The organism is Cohnella cellulosilytica (genome assembly GCF_042431195.1).
Classification (GTDB): domain Bacteria; phylum Bacillota; class Bacilli; order Paenibacillales; family Paenibacillaceae; genus Cohnella; species Cohnella cellulosilytica.
On record NZ_JBHMDN010000015.1, the window covers coordinates 1 to 15,513 of the forward strand.

Sequence of the window (15,513 nt, forward strand, 5' to 3'; positions counted from 1 at the left end):
ATCTACCCTACATCCCCTCATATGATCTGACATCTAAACCCTGTGAAATCCTGCGAATGAGTGAGCATTCGTGAGAAAACCCCCTAAACCCGAGGGACGGTCTGTCAGACCGCTAAAAGCAGGCAGTTGCCCGAATAGGCGTGCGTAAACGGTCTGTCAGACCGCTAAAGGCAGGTGGTTGCACGAATAGGCGTGCGTAACGGTCTGTCAGACCGCTAAAAGCAGGCAGTTGCCCGAATGGGCGTGCGTAACGGTCTGTCAGACCGCTAAATGCAGGCGGTTGCACGAATAGGCGTGCGTAACGGTCTGTCAGACCGCTAAATGCAGGTGGTTGCCCGAATGGGCGTGCGTAACGGTCTGTCAGACCGTTAAATGCAGGCAGTTGCACGAATAGGCCAGCGTAACGGTCTCCCAGACCGCTAAATACAGGCATCTGCACGAATAGGCTTACGGGTCGTAAAGGGGGTTGGTTGAGTAAGGGAGGGGCTATCTCAGCTTCCGATAAGCCGAAGGAGATACGCCTTCGCGCATGCGGAAAGCCCGGCTGAACGCATGGATGCTCTGAAAGCCCAGTTCCTCGGCGATGCGGGTCAGCGACAAGTCGGTAAAGCGGATCATTTCCTTGGCTTTCTCCAGGCGGACGGACACATGATACTGTATCGGCGTGACGCCGTACGCTTTCTTGAACAGACGGCACAAATAATACTTGCTCATATTGGCCAGCTCGGCCAACTCGTCGAGCGTCGCGTCCCGGTGCAGATGGTGGGACAGATAGCTCTTGACCCGGTCAAGCTGCTCGCGGTTCGAGAGGAGATGCGGATTGCGCTGCCAATGGATTTCCCGCAGCAGAAGCACCCAGAGCTGGATGAACAAGCCTTTGGCCGTCGTCTCGTAATACGGGAATTTGCGGTCGAATTCGAAAATGATGTCCTGCATCAGCTTCTCGATCGCCTCCGGCTTGTTCAGGCGAATATGGCTGGGCAGCGGCGGGTGGAAGTCGCGCAAGTCGTCCGGACGCAGCCATCGCTTTTCCTGCTCGCTTAGCCGCTCGTAGGGCTTGAACGATACCGGAACCTCGGGACTGTCGTCGCGATAGTACAAGTCGAAGTGCAGATGCGGCTGACGCAGCGGCCGATCGTCCATCGTGCGAAGCGAATGAGGCTGGTTCGGCTTAAACAGGAACAAATCCCCCGGAATACCCCGGTACAAATTCCCATCCACGACGACTTCACACTCTCCCTCTTTTATGAACAACAGCTCGTAGTCAAATATTACCCTTTCCGCAAGATGGACAGGAGGGTAGAGAGTAGAATCCCAGGCAACGCGAATATAGGGGGAGAGCGTGTTCAGGTCCATGGCGTACAGATCCTCCATCCATTCAATCAAGCTGAGCAATTTAAGTTAAATATGTCGCCTTTTCTGCTAAAGCTATTTTCATAGAGCTCTTATAGAATAACAGCTGTAAGGTTATAACGATTATAGAAGGTGCGAGCGATTCAAGCAATGTTTCGCCACTTAGGTATGCCCGGACGGCCGTCTGAGAAGGAGGGTTCCGTGCGTGGAGGGGACCGGCAGGGCCGAAAATGAACGACATCCGCATAGGCGAGGAGAGGGAACGAATGAACGGTTTTAACGGTTTGGACATGGGACTGGGCAATCTGTCGCGGCTGTCGAACGCGGTCACGAGGTCGATCAGCGCGGAGAACTTCAAGGGAGAGAAAGGCAAGGGCGGCATGGCGACCGAGGGGACGGGCGCCGGATGCGCCCGCGATCTGGGAATCGGTTGGAAGGTGTCGCCCTCCGTCGAGATCGAGCCGGGAACGACGTTCGAGGCGGCGCATATTCAAGGGATGGGCGCCATCCAGCACATCTGGTTGACCTGCGCTCCCTCCATGTGGCGCAATTTGATCGTGCGCATGTATTGGGACGACGAGGAGCAGCCTTCCGTGGAAGTGCCGGTCGGCGATCTTTTCTGCAACGGCTGGCAGGAAAGATGCAACGTGAACTCCCTGCCGGTCGCCGTTAATCCGGCCGGAGGGATGAACAGCTACTGGCTTATGCCTTTTCGGAAAGCGGCGCGGATAACCGTCGAGAACGCGTCCGGGGAAAAAGCCGTTCTCTATTATCAGATCGACTACACGCTGACCGACGTTCCCGAAGATACGGCGTATTTCCATGCCCAGTGGCGCAGAACCAATCCCGTGCCGTATAAAGACGTGCACACGATCGTCGACGGCATTCGAGGCAAAGGCCACTATATCGGCACCTACCTCGCATGGCAGGTCAACAACACGGGCTGGTGGGGAGAAGGGGAAATCAAGTTTTACATGGACGGGGACAAGGAATATCCGACCATCTGCGGAACCGGCACCGAGGATTATTTCGGCGGCGCGTGGAACTGGGAGCAGCCCAAAGGCGAATACGGCACCTACTCCACACCGTATCTTGGCATGCACCAAGTCATCAAGCCCGACGGATTGTATCGCAGCCAGCAGCGATTCGGCATGTACCGTTGGCACATCATGGACCCGATCCGCTTCGAATCCGAGCTGAAGGTGACGATCCAGGACCTCGGCTGGCGCTCCGGCGGACGTTATCTGCCGCAGCAAAGCGACATCGCTTCGACCGTTTTCTGGTACCAGGCCGAGCCTCACGCTCCATTCCCGACGCTTCCGGGCAACGACGAACGGGAAGTCATCTAAAGCGTGAGCGGCTCCTGCTAACCGGCCTCCCCTGCGCGCAGGACTGCGGGGGAGACCGGAATTAACCAGACATTCATTCGCGTACACTTCGTTCTCGTATAGCCACCCGGTCGCCCTGCCAAAAGCCCCGATTCCGCTCGAGATGTTCTAAGAAACCCGCTATCGCCAGGCCCAAAGCCGCCATTCTGCTCGAGATGTTCTAAGAAACCTGCTATCGCCGCGCCAAAAGCCTCCATTCCGCTCGAGATGTTCTAAGAAACCTGCTATCGCCGCGCCAAAAGCTCCCAATTCTCATCTCGCTCAAAATCCCACATTGTCACACACTTTTATGTGCTTCCTCCTTCCATAAGATGCCGAGGGTGCATTGGCTGAGCGGGAGTAGAAATTGTATTAAATCGGAGAGTTGAAATTGACACAGTTGATACAAATGGAATATAGTCTATGTATTCTTGTTCGTAGAAAGAAAGGAATCGTAGGCTATGTCGAGTTATCCTTATTCCCGAATTAAAGACGATATCAAACGCAGAATTATGGAGGGCGAATGGCTGAAAAACGCGAAGCTGCCCTCCAGCCGGGATTTCGCCGTGTATTATCAGGCCAGCGTCAATACGGTCGAGAAGGCGATCAAGGAGCTGTGCTCCGACGGGCTGCTGAAGCGGGACAGCCGGAGAGGGACGTTCGTCGACAACGGGGTAAAGGCGAGGGCGGGGCACAGCGGCTCGGGTCTTGTCGCGGCCTCCGTCATCGGCATCGAAAACCCTCTCTGGGCGACGGCGCTGCGGGGGATCGAGGACGTGCTGCATATTCACGGCTTTCATCTGCTCAGCTACAGCGACGACAGAAGCCTGGACAAGCTGGAATCGTTGATCAAGGGAGCGGTCGCCAAGCGGGTGGACGGCGTTATTCTGAGTCCGTTCGTGGACCGGGAAAACCTGGAGCGCAACGAGAAGCTGTTCGCGTGGCTGCGCGGCAACGGAACGCCGCTCGTGTTCCTCGATCGTCATCTGTACGACAGCGATATTCCGTTCGTCACCAGCGACAACGTAGCCGGCGCTTACAATCTGACGAAGCTGCTTATCGAACATGGCCACCGTAATGTCGCTTTTATCCGCCATTCCGACCTGAGCACGTTAAACGAGCGGCTCCTCGGCTTTAAGCAGGCTTATCTGGACAGCGGGATCGAATTTTCGCCGGAGCAGGACGTTCTTATTCCTACCCGGTTCGAGAACTTCGAGGCGGAATTCGAAACGTACGCCGCGCGTGTCGCGGAAGTAATCAAACAACGGCAATGCACGGCCATATTCGCGGCGAACGACCAGATCGCGGAAGCGGTCATCGCCGCGCTGGACGCGCTGGGGATGACGATGCCGGAAGACGTCTCGCTCGTGTCGTACGACGCGATCAACCTGAACCGCAAGTTCAAGCTGGACGTCACAGGCGTGAATCAGCCCTTCTACGACATGGGAAGAACCGCGGCCGTCCAACTGATGAACCTGATCGAAGGCAAGGAGCATCTGTCCGTGCTGGGCCAAATCTGCAAAGCCGAAATCCATAAGGGCAGCACCGTGGCCAAAGTCAAAGTCGCGCGATAAGGGACGCGGGAGGAAGGTGTGGAGCAAGGCCCGAGTATCAAGTAGAGCCCACTCCCTAATCAAAGCCCATGCCCTAATTAAAGCCCACGCCCCAATCAAAGCCCAAGCACCAAGCAAAGCCCAAGCTGCCCAAGAATAGCCGGAGTAAGGCCAATCGTCCGGAGGCTGTTCGATGCCCGAACAGCCTCTTTTCTGTATCATCTGTATTGATATAATTCCAAATAAACAAAATATATTGACACAGTCTCCTCGCGGGATTATGATTACGGTGAAAAGTAACACAGTTTTCGTTCATTTGTATCAAAATAATGATACAGAGGGATGAAGAGGACGAGGGACATTCGGTTGTCGGCGGCATTGTGTAAGCGCTGTCGGACCCTGCTCCTCTGTCCGCTTGGCATCGAAATCATACGATAAAGGGGTAGTGGCAATGGGAACAAAGCTAAGCAAGCTCGTTCTGGTCAGTCTGGTCACCGTCATGATCGCTTTTCTCGCCGCGGGCTGCGGCGGCAATTCCGCTAACGAGGGCGGCTCCTCCCCAAGCTCGGGGGCGTCCGCATCCGAGACGCCCGCCGAGAGCAAGGCGCCTTCGGGCAAGACGGAAAAGCTGGTTTACTACGGCTTCTCGGAGTGGGTTGCGGACCCGGCGTTCGCTCCGGTGTTCGAGGAGCTGAAGGCGAAGTTCGCCGAGCAAAATCCGGGATACGAGGTAGAGTTCCAAAGCGATCCCTGGGGCACGTGGGAAACGAAATACAAGGTGATGTTCGCAAGCGGCAACGCACCCGACGTGTTCATCGTCAACAATCCCGATTTCCCGACGTTCGCCAATTCCGGCTATTTGCTGGATCTCGGGACGCAGCTCGACGAGAGCGCATTCGCCGATTATTTTCCCGGAATCCTCTCCATGTACAAATGGAACGGCAAAAACATGGCGCTGCCGTATACGACCGACGCCCGCGTGCTCTGGTACAACAAGGACCTCTTCACGCAGGCGGGGCTGGACCCGGAGAAGCCGCCGACAACGTGGAGCGAGCTGAAGCAATACGCCGAGCAGATCACGCAGGCGACCGGTGGTCAGGCGGCGGGCTTCGGAATGGATCTGGGGCTCAAGGAGTTCCCGGCCCAGAGCTTGTTCACCGCATCGAACGGCTCGATCATCCAGGTGGACGAGGCGGGCGGCATCACGCCAACCGTCAACACGCCCGAATTCAAGGATTATCTCCAACTGCTGGCGGATCTGAAGCCGAACTTCGAGGCGGACTACGCGACGCTTGACCATCTGAAGCTGGGAACGCTGTTCGCCCAGCAGAAAGTGGCGATGGTCATCGCCGGCACGTGGGTTACGGATCAGAATCCGGACATTCTGGGCGCGTCATTCGTCGGCCAATCACTTGTGCCGAAGCATGACGAGAACGCGCCGGACGGCTCCTTCGGCGGCGGCTTCGGAATCGGGGTTTCGGCCAATACGAAGCATCCGGAGCAGGCGGTCAAGCTGGCCGAGCTGCTGACCTCGGTCGACTTCAACGCGCGGACGATGAGCGACGTTCCTGCCAACAACGCTTCTCTGGCGGTGTCCAAGTTCGCGACCGACCCGGCTTACGGCATTTTCATGGAGCAGATCAAGTTCGCGCGGCAGTCGCAGCCGAAGACGCTGTTCTATAAGGAGATCGACTCGGCGGTATACGACACGGTATCGAAGGTGCTGCTGGGCGGACAGTCCGTGGATGACGGAATAGCCGAGCTGGAAAGCAAGATCGGTCAGATCACCTCGCAATAAACCATCCGAGGATTACGGGCAGGAGCCGTTCGACAGCGACTAGACGCGCTGCCGGGCGGTTTCCTGCGAATTGACTTCCCGGGGAGACATGAAGATGACTTCGAATAAGCTGTTGCGCAAGAGCGTTCCTTATTTTTACCTGCTTCCTTCCTTGGCGATTATCGCCGGCCTGCTGGCCTACCCGCTGTTCTACAATCTCTATGTCAGCCTGCATCGCTGGCAGCTCAGCCGCCCCGACAAGCCGTTCATCGGCCTCGACAACTTCCGGGCCGTGCTGACGGACGATTTGTTCGCCAAAGTCATGACGACGACGCTGCTCTGGACAATTGCGGGAGTTGTGCTCCAGATGGTCATCGGGCTGCTCGGCGCTCTATACGTGGACGAGAGAAGAAGGAGCAAGGGCGTGCTTCGTTCCCTCCTGCTGCTGCCGTGGGTGCTGCCGGGCGTCGTAACCGCGCTGATGTGGAGCTGGATGCTGCAATCCGACATGGGCATCGTCAATCATCTGCTCAAGTCGCTGCATCTGATCGGGAAGGATATTTCCTGGCTCGGTTCCGGCGATCACGCTTTGTGGACGTTGATTTTCGTCAACACGTGGAAGGCGTTTCCGTTCTGGTTCCTGATGCTGCTGGCCGGCTTGCAGGATATCCCGAACGATCAGATCGAAGCGGCGAAGATCGACGGAGCCAGGTGGCTGGGCATTGTCCGCTACGTCAAGGTGCCTCATCTGCGGCCGGTCATCGGCGCGACGGGCGTTATCACGACAATCTGGACGCTGAATTACTTCGATCTGATCTGGGTGACGACGAAGGGCGGACCGATGGACGCCACGTCCACCCTGCCGATCTATACGTACCGGCTCGCGTTCGAGTTTTTCGATTTCGGCAAATCGTCGGCGCTCGCGTTCGTGACTCTCGTGCTGATCGGGATCATCTGCCTGCCGTACATGAGGTCTATGCTGAAATCCATAAAGGAGTGAGCCTCGTTGAGAAGCATCAGGACCGGAGCCAATGCCGCCATCGTCGCGGCGATCGCCGTCGTTATTCTGTTTCCGCTCTATTGGCTGTTCGCGACGTCCGTCAAACCGTCGGATGAAATTTTCGCCGCGCCGCCCACGCTGTTCCCGCACAGCTGGAGCTGGGACCATTACCGGAGCGTCTTCCGCACGTCGGAGATTCCGACTTATTTCTACAATTCGATTCTGATTACCGCCGTCTCCGTCGCCGTCATTCTGGCCGTGGCCAGCTTCGCCGCGTACAGCATGACGCGCTATCAGTTCAAAGGCAAGGTCGCCTTTTTCACGATTATTCTGTTCGCGCAAGTGATGCCGATTACGACTCTGATCGTTCCTCTCTATATGATGTGGGGCAAGCTCGACTTGCTCAATACGTATTCGAGCATCATTCTGACGTACTGCTCGATTTTGCTGCCGATGGCCATCTGGCTGTTGACCGGTTATTTCAAGGGCATTCCCAGGGACATCGACGAGGCGGCGAAGATCGACGGCTGCTCCTCGCTTGGCATTCTGCTGCGCATGGTGCTGCCGTTGGCGCGCTCGGGACTGGTCGCCGTCGGCCTGACCGTCTGCATTACCGTATGGCAGGAAATTATGATTTCCATGACGTTCGTGAGCACCGACGCGATGAGGACGCTTCCCGCGGGGATCAACAGCTTCATTACGAAATCCGGCATTCAATGGGGCCCGCTTAACGCCTCGGGCATCGTGACGACGTTGCCGGTGCTCCTTATTTTCATCCTATTCCAGAAAGCTCTCGTGAAGGGGCTTACCGCAGGAGCGACCAAAGGCTGACCCGACTGCGACAACGATAATAAGCGGAGGTTTTCCCCAACATGCGACATAGAGAAGTTTTGTTTCATATCGAGAAATGGTTAAAAGAGAAGGATCGGTTCATCTACCGCGCAATCGGCGAACCGCTCGACATCGCCTATTTGCCGGCGAATCGGTGGATGCCCGCCGAGGAAGCCGCCCGAGGGGAGTTCTCTTCGATCCGGCCGGGCGACAAATGGGGAGAGAAATGGCACTACGGCTGGTTCAGAGGGACGTTCGAGGCGCCGCCGGAGGCGGAAGGACGGCGAATCGCGCTGGAGCCGGACTTCGGCTCGGAGAGCACGATCTACGTTAACGGCAAGCTGGCGGGATCGAAGGATTGGCAGCATCGCCGGACGACGCTGTCGCTGCAGGCCAAGGCGGGGGAACGGTTCGACGTGCTGGGCGAAGCGTACGCCGGTCACGACCGTGAGCTGCCCGTCTGCGGGAGCACGACCGTATTCCTTGTGAACGAGGAGTGGTACCAGTTCTTCATCGATCTGGCCGCGCTGTATCAGCTTCGCGAAGGGCTGGAGGCTTCTTCGCTGCGAGTGGCGGAGATCGACAAAGGTCTTGTCCGGCTGATCGCCGAGATCGATTGGGGACTGGCCGCGTCCGAGGATGCGGCGATCGCGTCGGAAGCCGCGCTGCGGGCGAGGGCGATTCTGAAGCCGCTGCTCGAATGCGTGAACGGCTCGACCGCGCCCAAGCTGTTTATGATGGGTCAGTCCCATCTGGACATCGCCTGGCTGTGGCCGCTTGAGGAGACGAAACGTAAAATCGCCAGGACGCTGTCCAATCAGCTCGCCCTGCTGGACGAATATCCGGAGTACCGGTACACGCAAAGCCAGCCTTATCTGTTCCGTATGGTCAAGGAGCTGTATCCCGAGCTGTACGGGAGGATCAAGGCGTACGTGGCCGAAGGCCGCATCGTTCCGGAGGGCGGAACGTGGGTGGAGCCCGATACGAACATTCCGAGCGGCGAAAGCCTTGTCCGGCAATTTCTGTACGGCCAGCGGTTTTATCGCGAGGAGTTCGGCACGGACAGCCGGATGCTGTGGCTTCCCGACGTCTTCGGCTATTCGGGCAGCCTGCCGCAAATTATGCGCAAGAGCGGCATCCGCTACTTCGCATCGGTCAAAATGTTCCAGACGTACGACAACGTTGTCGACCCGTTTCCTTACAACACTTTTGCCTGGGAGGGCATCGACGGATCGTCGGTTCCCGTTCATCTGCTCGATTACGGCCCGTTCCCGAATCCGGCGGACGTCAAGTACGCGATGATTCAGTGGAACGAGCGCGTGCAGAAGGAAGGCATCTCGACCCGCCTCGTGCAGTTCGGCTACGGGGACGGCGGGGGAGGAGCGAACCGGGACGACCTCGAATTTCTGCGCCGAATGGGAAATCTCGAAGGCGTTCCCCGCACGGCGATCGCGTCGCCGATCGATTATTTCGAGGATTTGGAAACGAGGGGCATGCCCGAGGCGCGTTATGTCGGAGAGCTGTACTATCCCGCGCATCGCGGAACCTTGACGTCCCAGGCGAAAATGAAGACGGGCAACCGGCGCGCGGAGTTCGCCCTGCGCGAGGCGGAGGTATGGTGTTCCGTCGTCAGCCTGCAGGAGGGGAGAGCGTATCCCGCCAAGGAGCTGGAGGAGCTGTGGAAGCGGCTGCTTCTGCTGCAATTCCACGACATTCTTCCCGGAACCTCGATCACGCGGGTTCACGAGGAGGCCGAGCGGGAGTTCGAGGGGCTGCTGCGGGACATTCGGAAAATAGCCGACGAGGCGGCCGCGGCATTGACGGACGGCGCCGACACGGACATCGGCAGAGGCACCAGCACCGGTAACGGCTCCGGTTCCGGCGAAGCCGTAACGTTCTTCAATTCGCTGCCTTGGGAGCGGACGGAGATTGTGGAGCTGCCGGCGCAAGGGACGGAGGGAGACGGCAGATTCGCGAGCGTGACCGTGCCTGCGTTCGGGCACGTCTCGCTAAGCGAGTCCGCTGCCGCCGCGGCTCAAACGCGGGTCGAGGCGACGGCCGGACGGCTGGAAAACGAGCTGCTGCGGGTGACGCTTAACGAGTACGGAGAAATCGCGAGCCTGTACGACAAGGAGACGGGGCGCGAATGGCTGAGCGGGCCGGGCAACCGGTTCAGGATGTACCGCGATCAAACGTCCAATTTCGACGCCTGGGAGATCGACCGCCGGTATGCCGATTCGCCGGTCGCGCTGGACGAGCCCGCCGAGATCGCCGTCGCCTCGGAAGGCCCGCTGGTCGCTTCCGTGCTCGTCAAGCGGCGGATTCACCGCTCCCTTCTGACTCAGGAAATCCGTCTCGAGGCGGGAAGCCGGACGCTTAAGTTCTTAACCCGGATAGATTGGAAGGAGAGCCACAAGCTGCTGAAGGTCGGCTTCGGCGTCGATCTCCATGCGAACGAGGCGCTGCACGAAATCCAGTACGGGTACGCGAAGCGGCCGAACCATTATTCGCGGCCGCACGACGCCGACCGCTACGAGGTCGGCCAGCACAAGTGGTCGGCGATGATCGAAGGCAATCGCTGCTTCTCGCTGCTGAACGACTGCAAGTACGGCATTAACGTCTTGGGAGCGGACATGAACCTGACGCTGCTGCGCTCTCCGGACTGGCCGGACGATCGCGCGGACGAAGGGACGCACGAGTTCGCCTACGCGGTCCATGTCTGGAACGACGGATGGATGAGCAACCCGGTCGTCCGGGAAGCCTACGCGCTGAACGTTCCGCTGCTGCAGGTCCGCGGGCAGGCGCCAGCGGCCCGGCCGGGCTTGATCGTCTGCGACGCGGACAACGTCGTCATCGACGCGATCAAGCTGGCCGAGGACGGCTCGGGCGACTGGATCGCCCGAGCGTACGAAGCGAAGGGAGCGTCGGTTCGCTGCGCCTTCGCGATCGGAGCGGACGTCGCGGAAGCCCGGGAGACGAACCTGCTGGAGGACGAAGTCTACGCGGATTTGGCGGTGGAAGCCGGGGCGGGCGGGACAACGATCTCCATGTCGTTCCGGCCGTTCGAGGTGAAGACGCTGCGGCTGCGCAAGTAAGCCGAAGATATTAAGTGACGAAGAGGCATATTTTTCCCTTGAGGCCGGGGGAAGGATATGCCTCTTGCTTCATTTTCCCATCGGGGGTATAACAGAGAATAGCCGTCGACAGACCCCGAAGCAGACGACAGCGACGGAGACGGCCGGCGGATGACGCGCTGCCCGAGAAGCATGGACGGGGTGTTCTCCGACGGCGCGCCGGTCGTCCCGTTTAATAGATACGGATTGTTCCGGGTGCAAGCTTGCCCCCGCCGGACAGATTATGGACCGCCGGACAATTATTGCACTCGGCCCCGTTCGGCCGCGCAAAGCAAAAACTGTCGGTACCGTGCGGTTGGGCGGCAAGCTACAATCAGGACAGAAAAAGCGCGGAGGCCGGGGCAGCCCGCTGCCGCCGGAGCCGCGCTTCTTCAATTCCGTATCTGTGGAGGGGCAAGCCATGAGGAAGTGGGTCAGTATGAAAACGCGTTCAAGTAGGATGATGTGCCTGTTGCTGTCGTTTAGCCTGGTGGTTGCGGGCTGCGCCGGCGGCGGGACGAAGGAGAACGGGGGCGGCTCCGCCGCCGCAGGAGGAACGGCAAGTTCGGCCGAATCGCCGAGCGAGCCGTTGTCGATTCAATTCATTACGCCTTCCTATGCCGATGTGCCGGATATGCAAAACGAGTATTGGTCGGAGTGGCAGCAGCGGACGAACACGCGGCTGGACGTCGAATGGGTTCCGTCCGGCGACTACGATACGAAGTTCGACCTGGTGCTGGCGTCCGGAGGGCTGCCGGAGGTGATCGTCGCCACCAACGTGACGCGCCCGACGCTGCTTAACGCCATCCGTCAAGGCGCGTTCTGGGATTTGACGCCGCTGCTCGGCGATTTCAGCGAATATCCGAATCTGAAAAACAACAGTGAAGCGAACGTCTGGAACTACATGAGAGTGGACGGCAAAATTTACGGCATTCCGCGCAACCGTCCGCATATCGACGTCGGCTTGAACATTCGCAAGGATTGGCTCGACAAGTTCAATCTGCCGATCCCGACGACGCTCGACGAATATGCGGAGGCGCTGCGCACATTCGTCAAGGGCGATCCCGACGGCAACGGCAAGCCCGACACGATCGGCCTTCTCGGCCACGGCTTCCTGCTGGCGGACGGGGACGGAGCTTTCGAGGCCGCCTTCGGGGCGCTCGATCCGGTCTACGACAGCGAAGGCGGACTGATTAAAGACTGGCTGACGCCGAACTACACGGAGATGGTCGCCTGGTTCCGCGGACTGTACGCGGACGGCGTGCTGCCCAAGGAATTCTCGGCGATCAAGAAGACGCAGGCGGAGGAAATCTTCCAGACGGGACGCGCCGCTTCTTACGCGCGGAACATCTGGCGGAATTACACTTGGGAGACGGAGATCCGCAAGGTGCAGCCGGAGGCCGAGGTGATCGCGCTGCCGCCGATGCAAGGTCCGGGAGGCGTGAGCGTGAACCTGGCGACGCCGTTCTCGGGAGCGTTCTTCATTTCCAAGCAGGTGCCGGAGGAGAAGGTGCGGGAAATTCTGAACTTCTTCGAACAGACGACAACGCTGGAGGAAACCGACTACAATTATTACGGCATCGAGAACGTGCACCACACGATCGTCGACGGACAGCCGCAGCTGACGGCGCTGGGCATCGAGCAGGTGACGGCCAACGGCACGGGAGCGCTGTTCCCGCTGGCGTACAACAACAAGATGAAGGTCATCAATCCCGCCGCTCCGAAAGCCTATAACGACGCGGTGCTCGATTCGGTCCAGGTGTTCACCGAGCAGGGCAAGATCAACGCCTTCTCGATTATCAGCTCGGAGAAGTGGACGGCGGCATGGCCGCGCTTCGAAGCCGAATGGCAATCGATGGTCATTAAAGCGATCGTCGGCAAAATATCGATGGAAGAGTATGCCGAGTATGTGGCGGGTCTGAACGAGCGGCCGGAATTCAAGGAAGCTTATCAGGAATTCGCCAAGGCGTATCAAGAGAAAATCGCAACCGGCAATTAAGCCGTCGGGGAGCTGGACATCGCAGGAGCAACGCGCCTGCGATGTTCGGCTTCGCGGCTTTGTGAAAGCGTTGTCGCCCTATTCCGGCAGAAGCGAGGCGAGGTCCGATGACCCATTGGAAAACCAGGCTTGTCGCCTGGAGCCGCAGCCGAACCGCGGCGGCCAGATCGAAAAAATATTTATACCAGCTCATATGGCTCACCTGCATTGCGGCGTGCATTCCGGTCGTGCTGGCGAGCGTCGTTTATCATTACGTGGCGACCGAGCGGATCGGCGAGTACATCCTCTCTCGCAGCGAATCGTCGCTGCTCCAGCTGAAGGATCGCTCGGAGCGCATTCTGCAGGAGATCGAACAGGAGTCGCTTCAATTGGCCCAGGCGCCTCTGATGCAGCGGATGATCGCCGATCCGGCGAACGACGATTCGTTCGAATGGCATCGCGACCTGCTGGAGCAGCTCGCCTTCGTCAAAAACATGAACGGGTTTATCGGCGAAATCTCGCTGTACGTCAGCTCCGACGAAATCGTGCTGTCGCACGAGTACGGCGTCGTCTCCAAGGAGCATTACAAATACAATTCCGATCTCGAAGGGCTGCTGGCCGGCGAGCACCCGACCCAATGGGTCTATTTGCCGAAAGCGCTGAACGACGGCTACATTACGTTCTCGCGCCTGCTTCCCGTCATCGGCACGGGCGGACCGAAGGCGGTTCTGGCGTTCGAGATCGACGCCGCTTCGATCAGCCGATTTCTGGAGACGGACACCGTGCTGATTCCCGACGACGGGGATCTGATCATTTTCAACTATCAGGATTTGTTCGCGTCCCATAATCTGGACGCCGCCGAGCTGCTGCGGCGCGCCCCGGAGCTGGAGGGGATCGCGGCTATCGCTTCCTCCGAGGAGAGCTCGGGCCGATTCGTCGCGGACGGGCCGGACGGCAGGCCGGCGCAGTACAGCTACGCGAAAAACCTGTATTCCCGCACTTACGTCGCCGTCGTGCCGGAAGAGGCGATCACCCGGCAGCTGGATCAAATCCGCGGGCTGACGGCGATCATTCTGCTGTCCTTCGTCGGCATCGGCGTCGTGCTGACGGTGATTACTTCCCGCCGGGCGTATTCGCCGATCCGGCAGCTCATCGAGCGCAGCCGGGCGCTGAGCGTCGGCCGCGTTCCGGATAAGGAGAACGAGCTGGATTTCATCAAAGCGTGCCTCGATTCGCTGAGCGCCGAGAAGAACAAGCTGGCTTTATTTATGGAAGGGATCGAACCGTCGCTCCGGGAAAATTGTCTTCAGCAGCTGCTGGCGGGCGAATATGCCCGGCAAGAGGCGCTGCTCCAGGATTGCGCAAAATACGGCATTCACACGCGCGGCACGCATGTCGTGCTGGCGGTCGAGGCCGAGCATATATACAGGGAAAACCGTTTTCTGCCCGAGGAACGGGGCATCGTAGCCTTCGCGCTGGCCAACGTGATGCAGGAAATTTTGCGCGGTCAGCCGTCGGCGGGCGGATATGTCGTTCCTTTTCAAGGCAGAGGGATCGCCATTTTGCAGTTCGATCCGGACACGGGAGAGGCGGAAATGCGGCAAAGCACGCAGGAATACGCCCAAGCGGTCGTCGCGGCGCTGCGGGACTCTCTGTCCTTCGAGGTCGTCGCGGGCATCGGCCGCGGCTATGCGCATATCGCCGACGTTCCGGTCTCCTACAAGGAAGCCGAGAACGCGCTGAGGTACCGGATGTTCCGGGATTCGGAGCAAATCTTGTACATCGAGGACGCCGAGGCGGAGAAGACGCAGGCGGTGCTGCGGTATCCGGGCCAGCTGGAGACGGACATTGTCGACGCGCTGGAGCGGGGCGACACGGAACGGGCGGCGGAATCGCTGCGCGCCTTCGCGAACGCGCTGCGCCCGTATCAATCGTATGCGTTCATTCATCAGAGTTGCTGCATTTTGCTGTCCTCGATAATCGTGTCGCTCGACAAGCAAAACGTCAACCTGGTCGAGGTCGTGGACAACCGCTTGTTCGACCAGTTGGAGCACAAGATGACCTTCGCGGAAATATGCGAATGGTTCGAAGAGACCGTTTTTCCCCTGTACGCGTGGCTGGCGCAGAGCATGCGGGAATCCGAGACGAAGCTCGGCATCCCTTATGTGTGCAAGTATATCCGCGACCACTGCGGAGAGGACTTGTCTCTGGTGCAGTGCGCCGAATTGATCGGGGTCAGTCCATCCTATCTGAGCCGTCTGTTCAAGAAGGAGACGGGCATGAATTTTCTCGAGTACGTCGTGGAGTGCAAGGTCGCGGAAGCGAAGCGGCTGCTGCGCGACACCGAGCTGAGCGTCAGCGAGATCGCCTCGGCGGTCGGCTATTCCGAACGCAATCTGAACCGGATTTTTCAACGTCACGCTTCAAGCTCTCCGGGAAGCTACCGAGGCAAGCATCGCTAGGGCGTGACACGCCCTGGACGGCGGACGGAATTTGCGCTGGCGGACGGTTTTTGACCGGATGGCCGGGAGAAAAAGATGT

9 protein-coding genes are annotated in these 15,513 nt (G+C 58.9%); 8 read left to right on the forward strand and 1 reads right to left on the reverse strand.

The features are described from left to right. Window positions 1-486: 486 nt before the first annotated feature. Entirely contained in the window at window positions 487-1,374 is an 888-nt protein-coding gene (locus ACFFT4_RS11245; RefSeq protein ID WP_378047918.1) for an AraC family transcriptional regulator, read from the reverse strand. Window positions 1,375-1,619: 245 nt separating this feature from the next. Here ACFFT4_RS11245 and ACFFT4_RS11250 point away from each other — a divergent pair, with 245 nt between their 5' ends. The 8 genes from ACFFT4_RS11250 (at window position 1,620) to ACFFT4_RS11285 (ending at window position 15,434) form a co-directional block, all read left to right on the forward strand. Further along, the gene (locus ACFFT4_RS11250) at window positions 1,620-2,702 is read left to right on the forward strand and encodes a glycoside hydrolase family 172 protein (protein WP_378047642.1); all 1,083 of its coding nucleotides are present in this window, start codon (window positions 1,620-1,622) and stop codon (window positions 2,700-2,702) included. A gap of 479 nt (window positions 2,703-3,181) precedes the next feature. Next, window positions 3,182-4,294 (forward strand): GntR family transcriptional regulator, encoded by a 1,113-nt coding sequence (locus tag ACFFT4_RS11255; protein ID WP_378047644.1) that lies wholly within the window; start codon window positions 3,182-3,184, stop codon window positions 4,292-4,294. Between the two features lie 430 nt (window positions 4,295-4,724). Beyond that, on the forward strand, window positions 4,725-6,071 hold the full coding sequence (locus ACFFT4_RS11260; RefSeq protein WP_378047645.1) for an ABC transporter substrate-binding protein: 1,347 nt from the start codon (window positions 4,725-4,727) through the stop codon (window positions 6,069-6,071). A gap of 94 nt (window positions 6,072-6,165) precedes the next feature. Continuing rightward, on the forward strand, window positions 6,166-7,050 hold the full coding sequence (locus ACFFT4_RS11265) for a carbohydrate ABC transporter permease (RefSeq protein ID WP_378047647.1): 885 nt from the start codon (window positions 6,166-6,168) through the stop codon (window positions 7,048-7,050). 6 nt (window positions 7,051-7,056) lie between these two features. After that, window positions 7,057-7,881: a carbohydrate ABC transporter permease gene (locus tag ACFFT4_RS11270; RefSeq protein ID WP_378047648.1), complete on the forward strand. Its 825-nt coding sequence runs from the start codon at window positions 7,057-7,059 to the stop codon at window positions 7,879-7,881. Window positions 7,882-7,922: 41 nt separating this feature from the next. After that, the gene (locus ACFFT4_RS11275; protein WP_378047649.1) at window positions 7,923-10,976 is read left to right on the forward strand and encodes an alpha-mannosidase; all 3,054 of its coding nucleotides are present in this window, start codon (window positions 7,923-7,925) and stop codon (window positions 10,974-10,976) included. Window positions 10,977-11,457: 481 nt separating this feature from the next. Then, window positions 11,458-12,993, forward strand: coding sequence for an extracellular solute-binding protein (locus tag ACFFT4_RS11280; protein ID WP_378047920.1), 1,536 nt, complete (start codon window positions 11,458-11,460; stop codon window positions 12,991-12,993). Window positions 12,994-13,100: 107 nt separating this feature from the next. Then, the gene (locus ACFFT4_RS11285) at window positions 13,101-15,434 is read left to right on the forward strand and encodes a helix-turn-helix domain-containing protein (protein WP_378047651.1); all 2,334 of its coding nucleotides are present in this window, start codon (window positions 13,101-13,103) and stop codon (window positions 15,432-15,434) included. The last annotated feature ends 79 nt before the right edge of the window (window positions 15,435-15,513 follow it).